The organism is Novosphingobium sp. B 225 (genome assembly GCF_002198665.1).
Classification (GTDB): domain Bacteria; phylum Pseudomonadota; class Alphaproteobacteria; order Sphingomonadales; family Sphingomonadaceae; genus Novosphingobium.
On sequence record NZ_MWLM01000072.1, the window covers coordinates 143817 to 168209 of the forward strand.

Annotated in this window: 20 protein-coding genes and 1 pseudogene; 10 read left to right on the forward strand and 11 right to left on the reverse strand. The window is 57.8% G+C overall.

The genetic code is table 11. The features are described from left to right. Window positions 1–13 precede the first annotated feature (13 nt). Both MNBBLIKP_RS17040 and MNBBLIKP_RS17045 read left to right on the forward strand, forming a co-directional pair. Window positions 14–1153 carry a CaiB/BaiF CoA transferase family protein gene (locus tag MNBBLIKP_RS17040; protein ID WP_088311466.1) on the forward strand — a complete coding sequence of 380 codons (1140 nt, stop codon included), beginning with the start codon at window positions 14–16 and terminating at the stop codon, window positions 1151–1153. Between the two features lie 32 nt (window positions 1154–1185). Further along, window positions 1186–1971: an enoyl-CoA hydratase/isomerase family protein gene (locus MNBBLIKP_RS17045; RefSeq protein ID WP_088311467.1), complete on the forward strand. Its 786-nt coding sequence runs from the start codon at window positions 1186–1188 to the stop codon at window positions 1969–1971. Window positions 1972–2283: 312 nt separating this feature from the next. On the opposite strand, the gene MNBBLIKP_RS17050 is transcribed toward MNBBLIKP_RS17045, so the two are convergent. After that, window positions 2284–3291: an AraC family transcriptional regulator gene (locus MNBBLIKP_RS17050; RefSeq protein ID WP_088311468.1), complete on the reverse strand. Its 1008-nt coding sequence runs from the start codon at window positions 3289–3291 to the stop codon at window positions 2284–2286. Window positions 3292–3393: 102 nt separating this feature from the next. Between MNBBLIKP_RS17050 and MNBBLIKP_RS17055 the strand changes: the two genes are divergently transcribed. The 6 genes and pseudogenes from MNBBLIKP_RS17055 (at window position 3394) to MNBBLIKP_RS17075 (ending at window position 8860) form a co-directional block, all read left to right on the forward strand. Then, entirely contained in the window at window positions 3394–4299 is a 906-nt protein-coding gene (locus MNBBLIKP_RS17055; protein ID WP_176399818.1) for a TauD/TfdA dioxygenase family protein, read from the forward strand. Between the two features lie 7 nt (window positions 4300–4306). Further along, the gene (locus tag MNBBLIKP_RS17060; protein WP_088311470.1) at window positions 4307–5293 is read left to right on the forward strand and encodes an alpha/beta fold hydrolase; all 987 of its coding nucleotides are present in this window, start codon (window positions 4307–4309) and stop codon (window positions 5291–5293) included. A gap of 450 nt (window positions 5294–5743) precedes the next feature. Further along, window positions 5744–5869, forward strand: a pseudogene (locus MNBBLIKP_RS18355) (IS3 family transposase); the annotation flags it as partial. 342 nt (window positions 5870–6211) lie between these two features. Beyond that, a complete protein-coding gene (locus MNBBLIKP_RS17065; protein ID WP_088311471.1) occupies window positions 6212–7270 on the forward strand; it encodes a hypothetical protein in 1059 nt (352 codons plus the stop codon). Window positions 7271–7282: 12 nt separating this feature from the next. Continuing rightward, window positions 7283–8020 carry a DUF1326 domain-containing protein gene (locus MNBBLIKP_RS17070; RefSeq protein WP_088311472.1) on the forward strand — a complete coding sequence of 246 codons (738 nt, stop codon included), beginning with the start codon at window positions 7283–7285 and terminating at the stop codon, window positions 8018–8020. Window positions 8021–8062: 42 nt separating this feature from the next. Then, window positions 8063–8860 carry a DUF2182 domain-containing protein gene (locus MNBBLIKP_RS17075; protein ID WP_176399819.1) on the forward strand — a complete coding sequence of 266 codons (798 nt, stop codon included), beginning with the start codon at window positions 8063–8065 and terminating at the stop codon, window positions 8858–8860. 24 nt (window positions 8861–8884) lie between these two features. Here MNBBLIKP_RS17075 and MNBBLIKP_RS17815 read toward each other — a convergent pair whose 3' ends face one another. From MNBBLIKP_RS17815 to MNBBLIKP_RS17825, 3 genes are all read right to left on the reverse strand, one after another. Continuing rightward, the gene (locus tag MNBBLIKP_RS17815) at window positions 8885–9238 is read right to left on the reverse strand and encodes a hypothetical protein (protein ID WP_140420643.1); all 354 of its coding nucleotides are present in this window, start codon (window positions 9236–9238) and stop codon (window positions 8885–8887) included. A gap of 15 nt (window positions 9239–9253) precedes the next feature. After that, complete coding sequence (locus tag MNBBLIKP_RS17820) at window positions 9254–9493, reverse strand: hypothetical protein (RefSeq protein ID WP_140420644.1); 240 nt, start codon at window positions 9491–9493, stop codon at window positions 9254–9256. A 276-nt stretch (window positions 9494–9769) separates the two neighbouring features. After that, entirely contained in the window at window positions 9770–10549 is a 780-nt protein-coding gene (locus MNBBLIKP_RS17825; protein ID WP_140420645.1) for a hypothetical protein, read from the reverse strand. 54 nt (window positions 10550–10603) lie between these two features. On the opposite strand from MNBBLIKP_RS17825, the gene MNBBLIKP_RS17080 reads away from it, so the two are divergent. Beyond that, window positions 10604–13813: a hypothetical protein gene (locus tag MNBBLIKP_RS17080; protein WP_176399821.1), complete on the forward strand. Its 3210-nt coding sequence runs from the start codon at window positions 10604–10606 to the stop codon at window positions 13811–13813. A gap of 912 nt (window positions 13814–14725) precedes the next feature. After that, window positions 14726–16450, forward strand: coding sequence for a UvrD-helicase domain-containing protein (locus MNBBLIKP_RS17085; RefSeq protein WP_088311475.1), 1725 nt, complete (start codon window positions 14726–14728; stop codon window positions 16448–16450). A 249-nt stretch (window positions 16451–16699) separates the two neighbouring features. On the opposite strand, the gene MNBBLIKP_RS17090 is transcribed toward MNBBLIKP_RS17085, so the two are convergent. The 7 genes from MNBBLIKP_RS17090 to MNBBLIKP_RS17110 form a co-directional block, all read right to left on the reverse strand. After that, on the reverse strand, window positions 16700–17044 hold the full coding sequence (locus tag MNBBLIKP_RS17090) for a VWA domain-containing protein (protein ID WP_088311476.1): 345 nt from the start codon (window positions 17042–17044) through the stop codon (window positions 16700–16702). Window positions 17045–17087: 43 nt separating this feature from the next. After that, on the reverse strand, window positions 17088–18623 hold the full coding sequence (locus MNBBLIKP_RS17830; RefSeq protein ID WP_217896701.1) for a CHAT domain-containing protein: 1536 nt from the start codon (window positions 18621–18623) through the stop codon (window positions 17088–17090). A 285-nt stretch (window positions 18624–18908) separates the two neighbouring features. Next, entirely contained in the window at window positions 18909–20009 is a 1101-nt protein-coding gene (locus tag MNBBLIKP_RS17095; protein WP_176399822.1) for a DUF455 family protein, read from the reverse strand. 22 nt (window positions 20010–20031) lie between these two features. After that, window positions 20032–20604 (reverse strand): hypothetical protein, encoded by a 573-nt coding sequence (locus tag MNBBLIKP_RS17835; RefSeq protein ID WP_140420648.1) that lies wholly within the window; start codon window positions 20602–20604, stop codon window positions 20032–20034. Between the two features lie 517 nt (window positions 20605–21121). Further along, window positions 21122–21340 carry a helix-turn-helix transcriptional regulator gene (locus tag MNBBLIKP_RS17100; RefSeq protein WP_088311521.1) on the reverse strand — a complete coding sequence of 73 codons (219 nt, stop codon included), beginning with the start codon at window positions 21338–21340 and terminating at the stop codon, window positions 21122–21124. Next, a complete protein-coding gene (locus tag MNBBLIKP_RS17105) occupies window positions 21333–22319 on the reverse strand; it encodes a tyrosine-type recombinase/integrase (protein ID WP_254913107.1) in 987 nt (328 codons plus the stop codon). Before MNBBLIKP_RS17105 ends, MNBBLIKP_RS17100 begins: the two co-directional genes overlap by 8 nt. 920 nt (window positions 22320–23239) lie before the next feature. After that, entirely contained in the window at window positions 23240–24385 is a 1146-nt protein-coding gene (locus MNBBLIKP_RS17110; protein ID WP_217896702.1) for a DNA cytosine methyltransferase, read from the reverse strand. Window positions 24386–24393: the final 8 nt, after the last annotated feature.

Below are 24393 nucleotides of genomic sequence, written 5' to 3' on the forward strand. Positions count from 1 at the left end.
TGGAGCTGCGGCCATGCTTTCAAACGCTCTAAAAGGCATCAAGGTCGTCGATCTCACCCAGGTGGTGGCCGGCCCGGCCTGCACCCAGACGCTCGCCGACATGGGCGCCGAGGTGATCAAGATCGAAGCTCCTGGCGGCGACCTGTGCCGCGCCCTGCCGCCCTTTGTGGGCGGCGAGAGCCTGCCGTTCATGGTCATGAACCGCGACAAGCAAAGTGTTGTCCTCGACCTCAAGGACCCAGCCCAGGTTGCCCAGGCGATCGCGCTGATCGACCAGGCCGACGTTCTGGTCGAATCCTTCCGCCCCGGCGTAATGGAACGCCTCGGGCTGGGATATGAGACGCTGCGCGCGCGCAACCCCGGGCTGATCTACTGCTCGATCTCGGCCTATGGTCAGCAGAGCCCGGACAAAGGCCTGCCCGGTGTCGATGGCGTGATCCAGGCCGTGTCCGGGCTGATGAGCGTGAACGGCCTGCCCGACAGCGAACCGTGCAAGCTGCAGGTGCCGGTGGTCGACATGGTCACCGGATATCTGGCCAGCATTTCTGTGTTGGGGGCCCTGGCCCTGCGCCAGCGCGAAGGCGTTGGACAGCACCTCGACGTGAGCATGTACGGCAGCGCCATCAACCTGCAGCAAATGGGCCTCGCCACCTATCTGCATGACCGTGAAGTGCCTGCGCGCACCGGCAGCGCGGCACCCTATTCGACGCCCAACGAAGCCCTGCGCTGCGCCGACGGCTGGATCATGGTGGCCGCCTATCACCCGGCCCGCTGGCAGGCCTTCTGCCGCGTTCTGGGCGTGCCGGAACTGGCCGACGATCCTCGCTTCGCGGAGGCTGGCATTCGCCTGCACAATCGCGCCGAGCTGATCACGCTGCTCGAGCAGGCGCTGATGACGCGGTCCAAACATGAATGGCTGCCGTTGTTCTACCAGGCCGACATCATCTGCGGCGCGATCAACGATTACCGTGAAGTGACTGAATCCGCCGCCTTCCAGGCTGCGGCGCTGGCTGAAACCTGCCTACACCCGAGCGCGGGCGAACTGACCCTGCCGCGCAGTCCGTTTCGTCACCCCGGGAGCATGCGCCGCCCCGCGCCGCGCCTGGGCGAAAACACCCGCGACGTGCTCGGCGCGCCGCAAGCCGCCGACTGACGAACCATTCCTGCGCCCACGAGGAAACCAGCATGCCCGTTACCCTACAGATCAAGGACTATGTCGCCACTGTCACGCTCGACCGCCCGGAAGCGATGAACTCGCTCGACCCGGAATCGATCGAACAGCTCAAGGACATCTGGGCGGAAATTTCCTGCAATCCGGATATCCGCGTCGCCATCCTCACCGCTGCCGGTACGCGCGCCTTTTGCACAGGCGCCGACCTGAAAAAGACAATGCCGCCGAAGGAAAGTTTCGCCGAGCTGCACTATGGGCCGGCGGGCGCTGAATCCTTCGCATCGGTGCTTTCGAAACTGCACACCGACAAGCCGGTGATCGCTGCGATCAACGGCTATGCCTTGGGCGGCGGATTGGAACTGGCCCTGCTGTGCGATGTGCGCATCGCCTCCAGTCAGGCCATCTTCTCGCTCCCCGAAGTCTGCATCGGCAGCATTCCGGGTGCAGGCGGCACCCAGCGCCTGATCCGCGCCGTAGGTCGATCGGATGCCATGCTGATGCTGCTTACCGGAGAACGCATCGATGCCGCCGAAGCCCTGCGCATCGGGCTGGTCAGCCGCGTGGTCGAGCCTGAGCAACTGCAAGCGAGCGCCGAGCAGCTGGCGCAGAAGATCGCCGGTAATGCACCGATGGCCGTGACTGCGGTCAAGCGCCTGGCCCAGATCGGCATCGAGATGCCCCTGGCAGCCGGTCTGGAACTGGAGCAGCACGCGTTCGGTGTGCTGCGCGACAGCGAGGACCGCATCGAAGGCCGCAAGGCCTTTGCCGAGAAGCGTAAGCCCGAGTTCCAGGGGCGCTGATCCGATGACCCATCAATGGATTGCTGTGTCATACTCCCTCATGCGTGGCGGCACGAGCAAGGCCGTTTTTACCGTCGAGCCGACACTGGCCTCCTAGTGGAGCCAATGTCCGCTTCCGTGAAATTGCATCCGAACAGCTGCCGTTCCGGTTTGTCCGACATAGCGGACAATCTTGCCTGATATTGCCTTTGCAAATCTCAGGATTTCCACAGGCATCTTGCGCATCTGGGGGCCATATTGGGGGCCACCGTTCCAGTGGGGCGTTAAGAACCACATACAAATCAATTGACTACGCTGATTTTTGGCTTCCCTTCACCGCTCCAGCGGCACTCCCATCAAACCAGAACGCCCGCGCCGCTGCCTGCGCCAGCGAGACAGGGCGCTGAGGCTGGAAAATCCGGCCTGTTCGGCAATTTCGGTCAGCGAATTTGTCTGGCTGGCCAGTTGGCGCTCGACCAGCCGGGTCCGGACACGGTCGACCAATTCGGTGAATGTGGTGCCTTCGCGGCGCAGGCGGCGGTGCACGGTGCGGCGGTCTGCGGACAGGGTTCGGGCAATGTTGTCAATCCGGCAGGTGCCGCGCGGCAGGCTCTGTTCGATCAGCGCTTCGACCCGGTCCGCCATTTTGCGGCAGCGCGGCCCGGCAACCAGGCCAAGATAGCGTTCCAGTTCGCGCGCTGCACCCGGATCTGCGCCGGCGATCGGGTGATCCAGATCGGATGATCGCAAGACCAGCGCGTCGCGGTCTGCACCGAACACCGGAGCCTGCCCGAAATGGCGCAGATATGGCAACACGGAACGCGGCCGGGCGTGGCTGCACAAGACCATTTCGGGCTGCCAGCCGGGGCCGAGCAGAGCGCGGATCAATCGCGCAATCGAAGCCAGCGACAGCTCGATCGATTGCGGCGCGGAATTGGGCAAACCCGGCGCCAGGGTCAGGTCGAGGATCGTCACTTCGGCCCCCGCTTCAAGCCGCGGCACCACGCTTTCAGTCTGGACCCAGCCATAGTCTATCAACCAGCCCAGCGCACTGCGCAGATCACGCTGTTCCCGCATCACCAGGCCAACCGCGCCCAATGTGGCAAACCCGCGTACATCAGCCATGGCCAGGCCAAAATCCGGCATGTCTGCAGCCTGGGCGGCCCGTTCGAACAATGCGATGACACTGCTGGCCGGGATCCGTTGTTCGGGATCCGTCAGGCAGCCGGCGGGAAGGCGTTGTTCTGCCAGCAACGCCAGCGGATCAAGCCCCGCCGCCTGCGCTACCGCGGCAAATCCATCGAGCACCGCAGCACGCGAAAGGGGCGAGGTTTGGGTCATTTCCGTCCCGATATGTCAATTATCTGTCCCGATATGTCAATCATCCCTTCCAATACCGCCTATCATCGCGAATCGAAAAAGACGGCAAGTGGGAGACAATCGATGGCCGAACTGCTGCAAACGCGCGATTTTCGTCAGTTTCGGGTGGTGCCCCGGACACCGGTAATCGGCGGCTGGATCGAGGGCTGCAACCTGGCCGAACTGGACGAGGCCGGATTGGCCGACCTGCGCGAGGCGCTGTGGCAGTATGGTGTGCTGTTCGGCCGCCGCCAGCACCTGTCGTTCGATGCCATGAAGCGTGTCGCCTATGGGTTTGGCGAGCATCTGGAGGAGCACACCTTTGCCCCGACCAAGGCGGACGAGGGGCACCCCGAAGTGGTGGTGATCGAGCGTCTGCCTTCAACCAGCGCCAAATCGACCACCGACCTGTGGCATCACGACGTCACCTCGCGCAAGCATCCCAACATCATGTCGTTGCTTCAGGCAGAGCAAGTGCCGTTCGGCGCGGATACGATGTGGGCCAGCATGACCTCTGCCTATGAACGCATGCCGCACGCGCTCAAGCTGCTGTTCGAGAACGTCGAGATGGAGCACGATTCGCTCTACCTGGCCTTGCGGCACGGGTTCGGAACCCCCGAAATGGTCGCGCGGATCGTGCAATCGGGCGAAAAGGCTACTCACCCAGCGGTGGTGCGCCACCATGCCACGGGGCGGCCCTGTCTGTTCGTGGGCAATGCCTATATCAAGCGCATCAAGGGGTTCGAAACCGATATCAGCGAAGCACTGATCAAGATCGCCAACGATTATTCCAAGGTTCCCGAACTGCAGGTGCGGCATGAATGGGAACCGGGTGACGTGGCGCTGTGGGACAATGTCGGCACGTCGCACTATGGTGTATCGGCCGATATCGGCGATCAGCTGCGGCGGTTGCACCGGGTCGCGGCCTGGTCTGAAAACATGAAGCCGGAACCCTATGTAGCAGGGCCTCAGCTGTCGGCTGCGGCCTGAACCGGTGATGGCCAGCCCCTTCGACGATCCCGCCGCCTTTACCCACCATACGGTTACGCTGGACGGGCTGACGGTTCACTATGTCGAGCAGGGTAGCGGGCCATTGGTGATCCTGCTGCACGGGTTTCCCTATACCTGGTTCGAATGGCGCCACCAGATCGCCGCGCTGGCCGGGGCCGGCTACCGCGTGGTCGCCCCCGATATCCGCGGCTTTGGTGAAAGCGGCAAGCCGCAGGACACCGCGCAGTACACCATGTTGCACAGCGCCGGTGACGTGGTCGGCCTGCTTGGCGCGCTGGGTGAAACGCGGGCCGTGCTGGTTGGACACGATCTGGGGGCCTGGATCGCCGCCGCGGCGGCCCGGCTTCGTCCGGACCTGTTCCGGGCCTTGGCTCTGCTTTCAACCCCGGTTGGCCCGCGTGAGGCGGAGCGGCCAAGCATTCAGTGGCAGCGCCTGGAACAACAGCTGGGCGGGCGCCTGCACCACCACTATTTCCAGGAACCCGGGGTGGCCGAAGCCCTGCTGGATCCCGATATCGCCTCATCGCTGCGCGGGATCTATTTCGCCATCTCGGGTGAGGCCGAAGGCGCGGCGCGGTGGCGCCCGATAACCCGGAGCGGTGAAACCATCCGCGATACCTTGCCCGATAGCGGGCGCTTGCCAAAGCTGCTGTCGGGACCAGCCTTTGCCGAATATGTCCGTCAATATGGCAAGGCGGGCTTCGCCGCGCCGCTGGCCCACTATCGCTGCCGCGACCTGACCTGGGAATTGACCGCCGCCTGGGCCGGCCAGATGGTGCTGCAGCCAAGCCTGTTCCTGGGCGGCGCAGCAGATCCGGCCCTACCCTTGATGCAAGCGACCTATGACACGCTGGAAGCCACCTACCCCAACCTCACCCACAAAACCCTGCTCCCCGGCATCGGCCACGGCGCGCCCGAAGAAGCCCCCGAAACAGTAAACACCACACTGATCGCCTGGCTCAACACGCTTTGACCACCCCGACGGGGTGGCCAGCTGCCTGATTTTTCTGAAAGAATGGTGCCAGAAGAGGACTCGATTTTAACAACTTTATACTAGCTTTATCAATGCATTAGTTTGTTCGGGTTTTGCCAAAGGCCCGCAAAAGGCCCGAAATCGCCAAATAAGGTATTGGTTCGATGCCTTTTTCGGAACTCGAGCACTCTTAGAGCCCCGGCATTCCGCCATTTGTTTTCTACGAGAGAGCAAAAAGCGGGCCTTTGAGTCGCCATCTCGCTGCGTACTAACTGAACTACCTTGTCTGCCGTACGGCGTGCTTCGACTGGGTGATTGACCCATTTGGGTAGGCCGCTCGTCAATCCCAGGCGTCAACCAATCTGAGCTCCCATTGAGCGAGCAGGAGCCTTTCAAGAAGTGAACCGCCCCGAGTTTTCCGGAGGCTCCCAATTGTGAGAAGGAGCCACGATGAGCGCTACAAGGAACAAGTTTTCACATGAGTTTCGCGACCGTGCCGTGCGTTTGGTGGAGGAGCAGCGAGGAGATTACCCCTCGCAGCGGACGGCGATGAGTTCGATTGCTGCCAAGGTTGGGTGGTAGCGCAGAGGCATTTGGCGGCAAAAATGGCTGTATTTGGTAACTCGGTTGCCAACCGAACCTGTGTCAACGGTAAAGCGCTCCATGAATATCGTGCTAGTCCTCGCTCCATTCTCATGTTAGCACTCGAGAATCGTTGCGGAGTGCGGGTGAAAGGTAGTTCTCCAATTGTCCTTGCTCTGCCTTTAAGCATGAAAGGGCATTCGCAGAGTCTCTATAAGAATAATCGATTAGGTCGCCAAAACGTTCTAATTCCCGCTCCACCAGAAATATCGGTGGCTGCGGCTGCCAGTTTGCGAACTTCTGCAATGTCGCGTCGCATCGGAACAGGAGATCATAGTGGCGCAAAGAAATCCCCAACGTCTCGCGCAAGCCGGACCGCTTGATGCGGTAAGCGGGTTTCCCAATTGGTACGGGGATGCAAACGGCCTGGAGCTTGAGCTTGTCGCCGCGCCCGATGTCATGGCCCCGGCCATGGGAGATCTGCAAACGCCCGCCCTCCCGGTTGCCTTTCCAACAAACTATCCGGAAGAAGCCTTCTATTACATGGCCGAAGCCCGTCTGGAAGTTGGCGGGACTGGAACGGTTGGCCGTGCGCGGGTGATTATGGCCTTGGAAGCCGCCTTCGGTGGTGATGGTACGCCGGAATTCGGCAGCAAGAGTGCCAAGCCAAATCAATCAAAACAATTTGGTGTGGTATTTGCGCGACTTAGGGTGCGGATAGACGACGTAATTCCTGGCGCGAAGTATGTTGTTCGCCATCCTTACGGTGAAACCGAACCGCTGGAAGCCGACGATGGTGGCCGGGTTTTCTACACGGCCGATACCGGCATCGCGGAAGGCAACATGGCGCGGGTGCTTGAAACGGGTGAAATTGCACCTTTTCTGCAATGGACCGGCGTTCCGCCCGCAGGCTATATTGGCGATGGCGTGACCGAACACACCGTAACCGGCAGCGCAATTCGCAATTTTGTCGAAATCGCAGGCCCCCGCATCGGTCAAGGCAGCGCCAATGCTGTTGGCATCGATCTGGTAAGGACAGACCTTTTCACCGTTCAGGGCCGCAAGCGGGGCACAGTGCCCAATCAGCCGGTTCCCGGCCCGCCAGTCTTTGACGTGTTGAGCGCGGAATATCGCACCTCGCGCGCGCAATACCGGATCCGGGGTGAAATAAGGCCGGTTACCATTCCAGATCCGGCAGGGGGGTTCCGATCGGAAAGAGTGGACGTGACGCTGCATGGCCAGGTTTTCAGCGCTTTTCCTGACATCACGGGGGCGTGGGAAATCCGCCATACATTCGCGGGCGCTCCGCCGCCGGCCCCGGCACCAAACGCTGACGTTGTGGTGACGGCCGCATCAGGCCCAAGCCGGGTTCGCAGGTTGACAGTCAGGAACTGAAGGGGATCAACAATGCCGCAGGCCTATCTGCTCAAGGGCGATTTCGTCGAATGTTGCGATTGCTTCACCGTTTGCCCATGCTGGGTAAGCGATCTTCCCGATGAAGATCATTGCAGCGGCCTCTATGTCTGGTCCTTCGCGGAAGGTTCCTACATCGGAAACCAGGACAACAGCGTCGCGGGAATGAAGGTGGCCGCCGCAACCTATCATGCGGTTCGTCAGGGCGGGCAGGCCTTTTTCTATATCGACGTCAACGGCGGCGATCCATCGATGGTGGATACCCTGTATCAGATTTTTTCCGACCAGAGCGCGGACCATGACCTCAAGGGACTGGCAAATCTCCTGGGTCTTTACCTAGGCCACAAACCGGCACGAATTGACGCAAACTTCGGTGCCAAGGACTTCGACGTTTCGGTCGATACCGAAGGCGGGCATATCGCGACAGCCAAAGGTGAGGAAAAAGTTTTCACAAACCAGCAAGAACCAATGACCCTGCGGGACACGGCGCTAGATACTAAGCTTGGAATCCGCGAAAATGCGGTGGTTGTGCAAAAGATGGGCGCCCTGACAGTGGACGTTGCCGCCCTTCCGGGTGGGCCGCTCAATTTTTTGGGGCGCTCAGGCATGCGCAGCAAATTTCGCTACGAATTCACAGCAGCTGCGCTGGCAAAGGCGGAACGCAGGGCTGATAAGGCCAGCCAGGAAAGCAAGGCGGCAGCCAAGGCGGATCGGGCGATCAAAGGGCGCTGAAACATGTCGCACGATGCCGCGCACAATCCGGCAAACCCCGTCTTGCCGATCATCGGCGTGCTGGGCGTGGCGGCCTTGGGCTGGGCCGGAGTCATCGCTTTCCATGCGGTGCTTTTGTCTGATCCCCCAAATGCCGCTCTTTCAGCGCTGCCGGCCGAATTGCGAGGGCTTGTCAAACTTTGCGGCAGCCAGCCTGATGTTGGCCAGACCGGATTCGGAAACTGGATAGTTGGCTGGATGCTGATGGTGGTAGCGATGATGCTTCCCCCCACGCTGCCACTGGTTCGCGCAGCAGATCAATTGTTCCGCTTGCGCAGCGATCGGGTGCAGCTGTTCGTATCGATGCTGGCGGCGTTCATCGGTGTCTGGGCTATGGCTGGCGCGATGCTGTTCGCCTTTGGCAGCCTTGCGCGCATCGGACTGAATGCCTTGGCGGGATTTGGACCGGAGTTGGGTTCGCGCAGCACAATCGCCGCCGGGGTGGCGGCGATTTCTGTCGGCCTGTTCCAGTTCACCCAGCTCAAAATGGCCTGCATGGACGCCTGCCGCAGCCCCAGGAGCATCATGATCACCAAGTGGCGCAGCGCCGCGCCCGCCCGGTCCGCTTTCCACATCGGGATGCTTTATGGGATGATTTGCTTCGGATGCTGCTGGGCAATGATGGTGCTGGGGGTGCTGGTTGGCGCGCTGATGCTGCCGATTATGGTTATCTGCGCGGTGATGATGGCCCTTGAGCGCCTGCTCCCCGCTTCCCGCCCACTCATACCCATCCAGGCAGGCTTCGCGATCCTGATCGGTGCCTTGCTGCTGGCGGGCTCAATTCCAACGGCATTCAACTAGAACAAGGAGAGCTTTATGGCGACGTTACGTGAGTTCGACATAACCGCTTTCTCCATTCCCGTCGTCTATACGCCCGAGGGCGATTACGATCCGAATGGCATGGTTTTCATTCCCTCCGCCATGCGAAACCTGCTCGATTGGTGCAGGAAACTTTGGTTCGATCAGAATGAACGCCTGCCGCGATTGCATCATCGCGCGCAGCGGGCTCGCCTGGTCATTGACGGACTGGAACGGCTGGAGGCGATGATCGCCCGACTGCGCGATGGCGGCTCGCATGACCAGGCGCTTCTGGCGCGCTGGATCGCGCGGGAGATGGGCGAATCGTGGGATGATTGCGATCACTACGAAAGCGATCCCCATCACGAACGCGACGATCATCGCCGCTATCATGAATCAGACAGAAATCGCGCCGTCCGGATGAATTTTGAACGGGCGATCACGGATTTGCGGATTGCCCTGATCGACCTCAACCGCACGCAGGGACTGGTGCAATGGGCGGCGACTGACGCGAACCTTGATTCTCGGGATGCGCGCGGCCTGCAAAGCGCATTGGCCGATGCTCCCGATCCGCTGGCAGAGCCGATCATCCGGCTCGTCAGCCTGACGCCGCGCCAGCGCGAGCAATTGCGCCAACACTGGATCGTGCAGGAAAGCATGATCACGGAAGCCATTGCCCAGTGGTTTCGCGATCATGATACCACAGCGACGAATGCGGAATTGCAGGAAGCCGCACCACGCCTTCCTGGCAGCGGAAATTGGCTCGCCAGGCTAGTGTTCAACGATCACAGCGGCGCTGCGCGCGGACAATGCGACCGTTTCAACCCGTTGAAGCCCATTCCTTTTCTGCGGCCATTGGTGCTGCGCGCCTGTGTTGGCGAACGCGTGAAGATCAGGCTGGAAAATGAACTTTCAGCCCGGTCGGTCGAACTGTTCGTGCAAGGCCATGTCTATGACAATAGCCCGCGCTACGCCAACGGCAGGGTGATCACGGAAGCAAGCAAATTTCCTTGCCCGCCCAATGATTACCGCACGATCGAGTTCACAGTGGATACCGAAGGCGTCTGGCCCATCAACGATATCGCTGACGTGCGCGGCAATGAAAACGGCACCAATGTCCATGGCCTGTTCGGCGCGCTTACCGTGGAGCCTGCGGGAACCCGCTGGCTGGATCAGGAAACCGGGCTGGATCTGACCGACAGGAAATGGGCCAGCATGCTGGACGTTATCCTCAAACCGGCAAACCCCACACCAGAACCGCCAGCCTATGTCGATCACCAGACCGACGTGCAGCAAGGCGTGCAGCGTTATTTCCGCGAATTCACGGTTTTCATCCATGATGAGCCAGAAATCCATTCGGGGTTGCATACGGTAGGTGACCATTCGCTGATGCCGCTGTCCTATCGCGCGGCGCCAATGCACAACCGCCTGCCGCACCGGATGCGCGAACTTGTTCGTGAAACGGAACGCCATCCGCTGCCACCGCCGGGAACAGTTGACCTGAAGGCCTTCGGCTGGGAACTTTCCGACGAACTGGACGAATGCTTCCTCACCGCCCGCGATTCCCACGGCAACTGGCTGGAATATGTCGCCGGGGAAGAACAGCATCACAGCAGCTGGCTGTTCGGCGATCCACTGACACACATCCAGCGGGCCTATGCCGGCGATCCATGCCGGGTTCGGCTGGTCCATGCCGGGGTCAAGGAAACGCATGTCTATCACTTGCATGTCCACGAATGGCATGCCGTGCGCACGCACAACGCAGAGCCTTCGTCCTGGGGCGACAAGACATACGACCAGGGGAATGGCACCCCCAAGGTGGGAAAGGGTTCCCATCTGCTCGATTCCATCACGATCAGCCCGCAAACCGGGATGACGATAGATCCGCTGTTCGGTTCCGGCAGCCGCCAGCACGCCATCGGCGACATCATCTGGCATTGCCATCTTTATCCCCATTTCCACCACGGGATGTGGGGCCTGTGGCGCAGCCATGATCGCCTGGTTGATGGCACGCGCCTTTATCCTGATGGATCCTACTGCCCGCCGCTGAAGGCGCTGCCGGATCACAGGCCGAAGCGGGCGACGCTGAAGCAGCCCGGCTTCCCTTGGTTCATTGACGGGGTCTGTTCCGCCAAATCGCCACCACCACCGGCGGCAAGACCCGATCAGCGCAATGGCAGGCGGATCATTCTGGAGATGCCGGATGCATCGCCCCTGGAAATTGCCGCCATGGCACCGGGCTGCCGCACCGGAAAATCGCCGGGTGCCCTTTTCGTCGATCTTGATGGGCTGGCGGCAAAGTGGAACGCCGAAGCCGGGCTGCCTGCTCCGCGCAAGATCAGCTATGATATCGAAGTCCGCAGTGACCGGATCGATTACAACGTCGATGGCTGGTTCGATCCGAACGGCCACCATTACCGCCTGATGGGCGTCAAGATTTCCGAGCAGGACAAGGCGGGCCGATACCAGGTCGTGGAGGAGAAAACATTTCCGCATGATCTGGCGGCAAACCCTGAGCCGTGCTTTCCGCGCGCCAATCACGGCGATATCGTCGAATGGCGCCAGCACAATGTGCTGCCCAGCTTCGTCGCGGATCAATATGATTTTGGCCAGTTGCCGGTTGAATGCGGCCTTCATGTCCATTTGGTGAAGTTCGATGTTCTGGCAGCGGACGGATCGGCTACCGGCTGGAACTATCTCTCTGGCGCCAGTGCCCCCGAAGCGGTCGGTGCGAACGGACCGGGCGAAATGCGCAATGTCAGCCTGCATCGCTGGGTGGTAGACGAGGAGTTTGGCCCCTGCTTCTTCCACGATCATCTGCTGGCCAATTTCCGCCAGAAGCGCGGCCTGTTTTCCGCCCTTATGGTGCAACCCCACGGTTCCGCTTGGCAAAGGCACGACGATCAAAGCGTTGCGGCCTGGGGGGAGCAGCAGGCGGTGATCGTCCCGCCCGAAGACAGCAACCTGCCACCTTATCGCGAAGCATGCCTTGCCGTTGCCGATTACGTGCCGATGTTGAATCGCCAGCACAGGGCGCTGAACCCGCCTTCAGTTCTATCGGGCATGAGCGACCCCGGCGTCATGGGGGTAAACTATCGATGTGCCCCGATGCGCTTCCGCGGGCAGGATCCATCCGCGTGGTTCAGTTCGGCAGTGCGCACGGACAAGAACTTCGCGGGTGACAAGGGCGATCCCGATACACCGATCATCAGGACCTACCCGGGTGAGCGGCTGCGTATCCGCCTGATCCAGGGTTCCCACGAAGAACAGCACAGCTTTACCGCCCACGGATTGCGCTGGCGGCGCGACTGGGGACATCCGCAGGCAACCCTTGTCAACCAGCAGACACTTGGCATTTCAGAGGCCTTCACGCTGGACATAAACCCGCTTGATGCCTCGGCCTACGGCGTGGGAGATCATCTGTGGCATTTCGGCAACCTTGACGATATTTGGCTTGGCAACTGGGGGCTGGTGCGGGTCTTGCCGCCAACCAGGCAATCGCGCGATGTCCTTGCCCCGCTGCCGTCGCGAACAAATTCAGGCACAGACGCGATCAAAGCGATGCAAGATGACGCTGGGGCCCTGTCGCCCGCCAATCGCACTGCCGATCGGACATATGTAGTGGTCGCCCAGCGCCACGAACACCAGTATGTCGGCAACATCCTGACCGACCCTTGGGGGCTGACCTATCGCGCGGTGCCTTTCGCCGAAGGTGAGTTGGAAAAGGCCATCGAAGAAGAACGGGAAATCGAAGCGTCCGGTTTGCGTTCCGCGAAGCGGGGACCGAGGGAAGGCCTCGACAAGCTCTTGCGCTCTCAAAAGCTGCCCAAAACGAACCAACCGCTGGTCTTGCGTGCCAAGGCCGGAGAATGGGTGCGTGTCATCCTTATCAACGATCTGCTGGAAGCGGACGAGGATGTGCGCAATCGCCGCAGGGATGGCCGCCAACGCTTTGGCCCGGAACCAGCACCGGCGCGATTACCGGTCGAACATCGTGATTGGCAAGGCAATCCGGATCGCCGCACGGTCAGCACGCGCGTTTCGCTGCATCCTTCACTGCTGAGATACAATGTTTCCAGCAACGATGGTAGTTTTGTCGGTCTGAACCCCGATACAACCGTCGACGCCCGCCGACAGTTCGGGGATGGACACGGGATGCACAGCGCCAACGCCGATGGAGGCTTGGGCAGCGATGTCGTTTCGCGGGCTGATCACTCGGGCAAGCGCAACTGGCGTGAATATTGGTGGTGGGCCGACCCGCAGTTGGCTCCGAAGTCTGCCGCAGACGGCGGCATGGGGCAAGTGTGCTATCTGCATGACTTGGGCGACATCCGCAATCACCGCCACCATGGGCTGATCGGCGCGCTGGTCGTCTTGCCGGAAGACGTCGAACCTTACGCACCAGGTTCAGAGGCTTCAGACAAGCCGGATGGCTGGACCAGCTTTGCCGCCGATATTCGCAGCTCGAACGACAAGAGCCTGGTGGCGCGCGAAACCTTCTGGTTCATGCAGGATGGCTTGCGGTTCTTTGTCAATGGCAGCGAGCATGCCCCGATGCACGATGCCGATCCTGAGCTGGATCCGGTCGATTGCGGCCAGAAAGCCGTCAATTATCGCAGCCACCCTGTGCATGAAGGTCGCGTCGCGCAGAACGGAGAGCCGCTGGTGCCAGACCCGATTTTGGAGACAAAGAAGGGCCATACGGTGTGGCTGCGCGTTATTGGCGCGAACGACAAACCGCGCCAGCAGGGAATCGTCGTGCATGGCGCCAAGCTGCAGCAAGCGCTCTGGATGGGGGATAACAGCCCGATGATCGGAGCGATGGCGGGCATATCGCCCTGCCGAGTCGAGAATTTCAGCTTTTCGATCAATGGAAAAGGGGATTTCGCCGTGCGGTCTGGCAGTTTCCTCTGGTCAACACAGCAGGGCATGTGGGCACGGATCCGGACCAAGTGACTCCGCATAGGTATCAGCGATCAGAGCAGGCCCGTTAGACCCCAAGCTCCGCGTCCGGTTGGCCGAGCTTCCTGCGCCGCAGCATAAGCTGATTAACATCCGAAAATTTCGGCAGGAACAGCCGGATCGGCATGCCGCAAGTCTGAAAGCACTTGACAGCTATTAGCTCGTTCCGGTTGGATCGATCTCGTGAAGCGGCGGCAATGAGAACCCCGATCTCTACAAATCCTTGAGCGTTGAAGTCTAGATGTGCAGCACTTGGTCGAGCTTGGCCAACTCACACAGCGGGCTCAATTGCGGGCAAAGTCGATAGAAGCGGCCCGAAAGATCATTCTAAAACAACGGAATCGCACTGCATCGCGATAGCTTTTTAGGGACTCGAACGATTTCAAAACCCCAGATTCCCGCGATTTTCGATGTGTGAACAAAAGCAGAAAATGGGCTCCTGATTCTCCCAGTTTGGTTCACCGAAATCGCCCTTGTCACAGGCCTCCTTGTAGCAAGATGCCGTGGCTTTTTCGAGAGGTTGGAACTGCCCACACTGAGCGTATATCTCAGGTTACTGATTGGCCCGGCTCAAGATGAGCAGCCTAACAGCGGAGGTTCTATCGGGTGGTCAATGGCCCTTACGGAGCTAACCATTCCGCTCCTCAACTCGCGGCGCTTAGCCGCGTGAGACAGGCATGATCATCGTTCCTGATGATCCGTGCCCTGCAGGTCCGACCTACATCATCACATGCCCAACGAAGCGGTTACGCGGTGCATGCATCGCCAATGGCGATATGACATTGTCTGTGAATGGTTTTGCCATAAAGTCCGTGAACAATCTGTATGGTCCAGTTGCCAACTAAGGGTCGCGATCAACCGATGGGCGAACCGTGATTTATTCGAGAAGGCGCAGTAACAGAGCTGATGATCGGTCGTAATAGAATCTTCAAACCTAATTTTTGGGCCCGCCTCTTCCGTCTGCAAAACTGGAAGCTGGTAATGAACAGCTCTGTGCGCGATCGCATTTCGTGTTTTTCCGATGGCGCCTTCGATTTGCCGTGCATTGAGATTAGCGCAGTTTCGACTACCAAAGGGCTACTCTGGCATACCGTCGAAATCCGGACGAATGAACAGACCCATCGCTTCTCAGGTCTCGGAGCAACCGTAGCTTCGGAAATCGCCCAAGAAGCACTGGCGTTTATCAATCGCCATCTCTCGATCCTCATCGAGCAGAACAAAGGCCAGCTATTCTCGGTCGATGAGCGAATTCGCGCAATCACGGAAGACAGCAGGCAATACTTGGCGCATGCTGACATTGCGAAGGCGATATCGCAGGTTCCAGGCGACGCCTCGAAGGCCCTTTCGCACCCGCTATTCAATCCTGCCCTCATGCCAGGATCTCTGCAGAAGGATCTCCCGAAATCGTTTGAAATCCTGACCGATCCGCGCGTCAGGCACCGGTACAACGAGATCTTCGTCGTGACTGAGTTGGAGAGATTCAGCTCGTTCTTTGACGATCTGGGAGGCTTCTGCCTGTCCAAGGAGCAACGCGAAGCCTGCATACGCCTTGAAGACAATAATCTTCTGGTGGCTTCTGCAGGATCAGGAAAATCGGCGACGATGGTCGGCAAGGTCTCCTACGCCCTGGAGAAAAACCTTTACGAACCGAACCAAATTCTGGTGCTGGCATTCAACCGCAGCGCCGCTGATGAACTTAAGGAACGTATTTCTCGGCAGCTACAGGTCGAAGAGGAGGATCTGCAATGTCGAGTGACCACCTTTCACGCACTTGGCCGGGGCATCATTGAGGAGACGGAAGGGAGACCTCCCCAGCTGGCAAATTGGGTCGAGCACCCCGCCGGCGAAGCTCGTGTCATCGATCAACTGATCAAAGACCTGATGGTGAACGATGCGGATTATCGTTTCGCAGGCTCAGACATCACCATTTTCACGCAATTTGAATCAAATTTCGGAGCTTGCTGGCAAGGCCGGCTCGAACAAACCTATCGCTGCAATCAGCTAATCGCCGAGACCGCAGCGAAATTCGTTCAGCGAAACCCGGAGCAGATCAAGAAGACTGTTCGTTCGACACGTCCTGCAATCGCTCGCTCGATCCGGATCGTTCCCGTCAGTGTCGAGTGGAAGAAGCCCAGTTTTGATGAAGCCTGCCACATCCTGCTGTCGCGTCTCGACGCGTTCTTGGAGGGTGTCTGCGAGCAATGGCGGACTGATCCAGGGCAAAAGCTCAAAGTCCTGGTGCTCTGGCGATATAACCACCTTGACCCCTTCAAGGCCCACAAGCCCGACTATGCAAATATCGAGGTCAGCGGACTGTCCTTCCATCGCGCCAAGGGCTTGGAAGCGGATTACACGATCCTCCTTGATGTGAGTGAAGGGGATTATGGTGTCCCAAGCCGCATCGAAGACGACGAACTTCTGAATCTGGTGATCCCGCGACCGGAGACTTATTCGTATGCTGAGGAGCGACGACTGTTCTACGTCGCGCTGACGCGCGCGAGCCGCGGGACATTCCTCTTGGCGAATGATCGCAAGCCCTCCCGCTACATTCGCGAGCTTTGCGAAATCGCAGGCGAGAACGTCCGGTTCGAAACGGTTGAGGGAGGCCCGCAAGCACCCTGTTTGCACTGATCGAACCGTTCGCTGCTAAATGCGCCATCGCCGCTGAGACCTTTGGACCGAGGGGAACAATCAGAGCCTTGTCCAGCTGGGCCAACTCCTTGCCAGTGTAATCCTCCAAGGTCGTTCGCAACACAGGCGTCCGAATTATATCGGGCGTCCCGGACCAATTTTTGCCGTCTACGAATACCGGATAGCGAAGCGCAGATGTGAAGTGCACGAGATGGGCCTTGTCACTCCAAAGACTTGCCGTTGATACCTTCATGCAGCACGTATCAGGTTGATCCCTTGTCCTGCCGCCCAGGCCACTGTGTCTTGTTTGGCCAAGGCAGTTGCCATTAGATCAGGGAATTGGTCCGGCGTGCTGGCGAAGACAGGACACCCCATAGAAGCAAGGGCCTGTGCGTGGGCTTGTTCGTAAGCCGGACGACCATCATCCGAAAAAGCCAGCAGGACGATGAGATTGACGCCGCACGACACGAGTTCAGCCGCGCGTGCAAGCATCTCCTTAGCATTGCCTCCTTCATAGAGGTCGCTGATCAGAATCAGGTTGGTCTTGGCCGGATGACTGACCAGGCCTTGGCAATAGGTGAGTGCTGCGTTGATGTCTGATCAGGGGCGAAGCGCTCGATCGCTTCAAGTAATAAGGTCAAGCACCGCTCGATCGGAAATCGGACGAAGGGGCCAGTATCAAACCTTCATCGCCAACAAGATGGAATACATCCTCTAGACCAGAAAGCGAGACATTGTCTCGACCGTCTCGGAATGCCTCGCCAATGGAACGACCATCGCCAATCGCGAGATAGAACCCCGCCGTGAATTTTAGAGCTGCTTCATCATCCAATTCATTAGTCGTTCCCACCACCGTAGACACAGATCTTAGTAAATGCAGGGCTTGATCACCCGTGAAGCAAGCATTTAGGACTACAAGTTTAACCCCGCGACCAGCTAAGAACGCAGCCAATGCATCAGACTCAACCAATTTTGTCCCCCCGGCTCCATCGCGTAGAGCAATTCCGGATGGATCCGCATGTCCGGAAAAGTGAATCACGTTTGGAGCTTCTCGACGCACCAGACGCACCAAATCATCTGGCTGCACTGCGTGCCCGGCAACAACTTCTATCGAGTCGCGATTCAAGCTTGATTGAAGTTGGATAAGCAGCGTCCGGAACTCATCTTCCAGATCGAGTGGGGCAGTGTCTCGCGGATTTGCAGCAAGAAAAAGGATCTTTGTCGATCGTTTCGGCCGATCTAGGCCCTGCGAGTAAGGGCCCGAATCTCCGTTACGCATCAATGCAAATTCATTAGAATATTTAAGTATAAATTCACGCAAATCGCCATTCTTGACGGCATTTGCGTATGGTTGTTGCAGATTCTTTGCAAGCACATTTAAATGATCATCTTCAAGCGCGCTGATCGGCTCAATCAGAGACATACTTGAAAGTTGTGATATCACAGCCGCCCAGCCTGAGGCGGTGTTCCGAGAAAGGGTCTCGGGGTCCAGGAGCATTGATTTATAGCCACTAAATTCGGCACTTGCAATACTCGGGCATTTTTCCAAATGCTCTGAAAGATACATCCAGTTTGCGGTTGTAGAAACGCTTGGCTCTCTATAAAACTCTGATATTGGCAAAAATCCATTGTATGACTTGAAAACAGAATGCATCATGCTTTGTAATCTCTCAAGGTGAGAAACTCCATTCTGCAATCTAATGCAGGCAGGCACAATAGATGAAGCAATTCCCATTGTGTATCTGTATGCATTCTTTTTATTTCTATCTAATTCATCTTTATTTCTAAATCGATATACCCACATTCCCTCATCTGTAATATATGATTCGTTGAATATATAGCCCAAGCCCCTCAGGACAGCTGCCTCCGCATTCTGAATGAGATCGCAGTTGGATGGCCCTGATGCAGCGCGTGACGCGTATGAGTTGCAACACTCCACTATGGCCGCGATCGTCACTGGGTCGACGCGTTCATCCAATCGTTCACCGAAATCGACCCATAGGCCTTTCTCGGTTTGATTTTCCTCGTTTAGGAGGAAGCCAAGCGCTTCGGTCACAAACGGATGGCCGTGCCCGTCAAAGTGAGAAAAGAAGTTTATTGCGCCGGCGGTGTGTCTCGAATGTGCGAGAATTTCAGCTTCCGGGTAATCGGCTGACCCGAGCGATCTCATCATACCAAAGGCGCCATTCGCTCTCCTGCGTGTCGCCAAGTAATCCCTAAAACGCCCAACTGAAAATGGATTCGATCTTCCAACGTAAGCTGATATTGCCAATGCACAATTCACACTAACCGATATACTTCCTAGGTCATGCTTCAGACCATACAATAAATCGGAATTATCGATCGACCTTCCCCAAACACCATTTTCGTGCTGGTCCAGCAATAGCAGCCAATAAGCAAACGCGGCATAAGTTTGAGAATCCATATCTATTTCATGACCCTCAATAGCTCAATGGGTTTATAATGAGAGCGACTGACTAAACAATTTCTGTTGCCTTATCTCGCTCTCAGTGAAGCCAACAGATCGCCGTAAGTCTGCACCGAACCAAGGTTCCGGTGGTGGAGGGACCGCCACTTGTTGTTCAAGCCGAGCGATCAGGTACTGCGCATCCTCTCCTGCCAATCTCCTGAACCAATCAAGTCCGTTCTTCACATGCAAAATTTCATCGGCCTGCAGCGATAGGAAAATCGCCTCGAGATCGTATCGCCCGAGTCCATGTTGCTGATCGGCCATCATGTAGTCGCCTCCGAGTGCGTATCCTTCCCCCAAAAAATGTTCGATGCATAGGGTCTCTGCGAGGGATTTGCCGATCAGAAAATTATCCCAGATATCAAAGCAAGGATCGAAATCTTCAATGGAGCCGCCAAGCCGTTCGAACGCGCCTTTGACAAGCATCGCATGCCGCCCCTCCTCATATGTCTGCTGGCCGAGCAACAGATCCAATTCGATTGGCAGTTCCTCCTGAAATTTCAAACACATCGCCGCACACACTTCGCTTGCGGGAAATTCGATAGTGAACATTTGAGAGAAGAGTTGGGAGAGAAGGTCCCCCTCTTGGCAATTCAGTTTAGCAACTGGCTTGGAAGCATGGCGACCAGGTCGTATTGGGACTGGAGGGAGTTGAACAAGCGTGAATTGAGGCTCACTTCCGCTGCCTACCTGAACGATGTCCATATTCGGAGCTGGGTAAGCTAAGCCCAAGAGTTGTGCACAAGCTTCGATTGCCCGACGCGCCAGCGTTGTCGCACGCGCGTCATGTGTTTGGAGCGCGGTGGTCACTCCATCAATGAGTGCGATCAGATTCGCGAACGAGATGGTGTCACTTCCGTTCTGCCCAACAGCGATCTTCCTAAGACGTTGCACGTCATCGGACGGGCAATAGGCGAACATTCTCGGATCTGGCCCACAAAGGCCTTCTACAAGCGCTTCGAGAGCAGTCACGCATGCTCCTATTACCCCGCAAATATCGATCTTGCGTTCCGGCTGCTTGGCATGCAGAAGCTCAGTTCGAAGGGCATTGAGCAAGGAAAACAGCAAAAAAGACGTATTGTGTCTCAAGATATGCGGATCATAATTAGAACTATGCATTGGGCAAATTCCTGTCCAATTCCGTGACCCATTCAATATATTCTGAGGCTGGCAGAGCTCCGGTGACGCGGCATTGAGCTGTACCATGTTCGGTTAGTTTGGCCGCCAAAGCGCCACGCTCTAGACGCTCACCTCTCAGGATGTGATCTAAATACTTTGCACTCACCGCCGCCCCGGCACCGGCTGAATCCACAAAATGCTCGTTGGATATGCTTGAGCTTTGCGAAAAAGACACGTCCCCCGCCTCCGCAATCGCAAGCCCTTTCTCGCTGGATGTTATAACAAAAATTCCAGGCCGTTCCCGCGAAATAGATCTTGAAAATTCAACAATTTCCTGCACGGAGTAGTTCAACATTCCAATAGATATTTGATATACGCGTTCTCCATCACACAGTGCCGCCCAATAATCTATGGTATCTTTCGCCATATTTGGATGAACGGTCCCCAAATTCATGAAAGATCCTTCGATTACCTGGGGAGCATGATTCTTTTGAAAACATCCTTTCATCCATGGAAAACAGTCAATATACAGCCACCTGCAGCTGTTTGCTGCGAGATCGATCATTTCGATTGAGGCTAGACCAACTCGAGGGTCCGAAAACCAGCGAAGCTCTCGAGATCGAGTCGAGATTTGCACTTCAAACGGTACGCCATTGTCAGGCCCAAGCACCAATTTGAGCAACCTTCGATTGAACAAATTCAAGAGGGCTGGAGTATGCACTGACGTGCCCGGGTGATTAAAAGCTCCACAAACGCGAAAACCCCTTCTGGCTAAAGATAGAGCCACAATTGGTGCGTCGCATTTGATTGTAGGACGTTGCCGTTCTCCGGACGCCCCTTCCATTGGTGGGATTGGGAGGCGCTCCACAGTAAGCCGAGTTACCTCGGCGAGGTAACCCCACGCGATTACGTCTATAGTTTGAGGACTCACTGCTGCGTGTCGTGCTTGCATTTCGCTGAGTTAAAGAACTTTTTCGCGTTGGGGAAGGTTTGATCTGCCACGGAACGCAGCTGAAGAAACCCAAGTGACGGCTATGATGCCAGGAGGACAATTCGCGTATCGCCTGATTGCCCTGATCCATTTATGTATCAAGGTGAGCTGCGATCCAGCTCACAATTTCATTCTCTGACCAAGCAACCGCATACCCGCCCAACTGCACCGGCTTCGGAAACTTGCCCTCCGCCATCCAGCGGTAGATCGTAGAGCGGCCGAGCCCAACGCGGTGCTGGACTTCCTTGAGGCGAATGAGCCGGGTCACGCGCTTCGGCTCGGGTGCGACGTCCAGGTCGGCATCAGCCATGACGCCCTCCCACTCCGATGCCATGGCTATCACCAAGCTGCGCATCCTTGCGCTCCAACTCGTCGATATGATCGGCGAGCAGCCGCGCCACGCGGTGCGCAGTGCCTTTAGCCCAGCGGGGTTTGACGTCGTGGACCTGGTTGCCGAGTAGCGGTACCGCATGCGCCCTGCGCGCTTTCATCTTGCCTGCCGGGATTTTCCAAATTCCCTCTACAAGATCGATCTCGCGCCATTCGGCATGACGCAGTTCGCCAGGCCGGACGAAAACATGCGGCGCGATTTGCAGAGCGAACCTCGTGACAGGGTAGCCAGTGTAGTCGTCGATTGCTCGCAGCAGACCGCCCAGTTCCTTGGGTTCAAGGATCGCTGCATAGTGCTTGGCACGGGGAGTGACGAGAGCGCCCTTGAGCATACTGGTCGGATCGGCCGTGCAGCGGGTTGTGGCGACGGCGTAACGAAAAACCCTTCCAGCGAACGAACGACACTTCTTGGCCGTTTCGTGCTTGCCGGTCGCTTCGAGCCGTTTGAGCGGCGCCAGGACTTCGAACGGCTCGATATCCTGGATGGGCCGGTCGCCAATCGCGGGAACCAGTTGATCGAGGAAGTAATTGGCCTTGATGAGGGTAGCATCGGCCCGGCCGTTCTGGACCATCATCTGCTCGATGTATTCGCGCGCGACGGCCTCGAAGGTCTGGGCTGAGAGGAACTCCTCTCGAATCTTCTGCTTACGCTTCTCGAACGCAGGGTCACCGCCCGAAGCCACCGAATGGCGTGCCTCGTATGTCGCTTCTCGCGCCTGTTTCAGACTGATGTCGGGATAGCTTCCGATCGCCAGCTTCTTTTCAACCTTGCCGATCCGATACCGAAATCGCCAGAGTTTGCCGCCCGATGGAGTGACCTCGATATAGAGGCCGCGTTGGTCGGCAACCTTGTATGGTTTGTCCTTCACCTTGAGTGCGCGGAGCCGAGTCTCGGTCAAAGCCATGTGCGGGCCTTTTCTTAGCCGTTTTTGCAAAAGGCCCGCAAAAGGCCCGCAAAAATGTCAGGAACCCCCGGGAACAGCCGGGACGATCCGGAACCATCCGAGGGCCAATTCCCCCGGATTTCTGCGGTTTTTATAGACTTTTTGGGATGTTCTGAAAAGAACAAATGGTGCCCAGAAGAGGACTCGCTCTAAAAATATATCATTGTAACAAAATGATTTAATGCCGTCCGGGGCCCCAATTGGAGCCCCCAGCGGAGCCCCCAAAATTTATTTCTGCATAGGTTCGAGTCCCCGAAGGTGCAAAAATCATGGAAACCAATCGGGGCAATTTCTACGACAAATTGATGTGCGGACATAGCCATTTTGCGGAACTATGAGCTGCCAATCTGCCCTTCTTTGCGCAAGGTCTACACTGTGATCCATGGCCGATGTGAGAGGCAGTCGTGGCACCCCGAAACAAAAATCAGCATACTCTGCCCGAGCGCACCATCCTACAGACCGAACGAGATTTCTGCCTAGTCGGACGTCGGCGAATTTTCGGGATCGAAAGCAGAATCTAGCTGCCCATCGTTCAGCCGCGAATGTGGGCCGGGCGCTTGGCCATCTGGCGCCATAAGGACCGCAGGCATTGAACCGGATTATCCAATACCGCTGGATCTACAGCCCAATGCCGCAGATCAGGGTCCGCCTCGCTCCGATTACCGCCGTCGTAAATTTCGGCCACGATTAACAGCCGCCGCGCCTGATACGCGCCATTCGTCGTTTGCGGCAATTCTCACAACGCCGCCCAGTCAAAATCTTCCCGCATGCCGGACGAAGAAACCATTGTGCCGCACTCCAAACTCAGAGCGCCGTAGACTTAGATTTTCACCGCCTAGGGAATCCCCGTGAGTCAGAAACCGCGCGGATTGGTATCAGGCTGGCTCTGCAAATTCTATTTGCAACGGTTCACTCGCTGGTTCGCTAAGCGTCTTATCTAGCGCCATAGAAGCTGATCTGGCGGCTGGGCCATCTTTCGTTTGCTCGACAAAATCGAATTGCGCTCGCAGATGCTCGAGAAGCATTCGTCCCAATACAATTGGCACGGCATTACCGATCTGGCTTCCCGCAGCCATCAGCCCGCCTTCAAAGCGGAAGCTATCGGGAAAGGTCTGAATTCGAGCGGCTTGTCGCAAGGTTATTCCGTGGTTGAGTACGGGGTGGACGAAACGCCCTTTCGAAGGGTTGATGCAGGCGGTCGTCATTGTCGGTGCAGGCTTGCCGGGATCTATGCGCCCATAGACGTCGTTATGTCCGTCGTGCTCCTCGTGGCATGCGAGCGTTCGACCGGAGTCTCGTCTACTGCCTCCGTTTGCAGGCGTGCGGGCGAAGGCGGCGACCAGCTCGTCGCTGTGATTCATATGAACGTCGTTAGGATCGCCGCGCTGAGCTGGCAGAAATGCCGGACTACAGTTCAACCACGGAAGAAGTCCGCCGCTTCCATCGGCATTGTAGGCAGGCGTCGGCGGCCAGGCAAAATCGTCCCGCATTGTGCCCGGCTGGACACCTAGAATGAACACTCGTCGCCGGCGCTGCGGAACGCCATAGTTGCGGGAGTCAAGTACGACCGGCCTGAACAGCCTGTAGCCTGCGGACCGCCCCTCATCATAAAACCGCGCTAGTGCCGCGCTATGCCGAGGCCAGAGCATCCCGGGAACGTTCTCCATCAGGAAAGCGTGCGGCTTGAAGGCCCGGACGAAATCGAAGTAGACGTGGATGAGGTCGTTGCGACGATCGCTGACCCCGGTGTCGTTGAGCCGATGGGTCGAAAAACCCTGGCAGGGCGGTCCACCCAACATGAGGTGGATTTGGCCCCGCCTGCGCAAGGTCTCGTCAGCCAGCCTGACGGGATCAAGTTGCCGGATATCTGCCTCGAGCAGCCGCGTCGGCCGCCTGCCGCGGACGAGGTTCTGCCGATAAGTCGCAGCAGCGTGGCAGTCCTGCTCGACCGCGAGCGACACCTCGAAACCCGCTTGCCGGGCCGCAAGGGATAACCCGCCGGCACCGGCAAACAGGTCCACGCACCTCA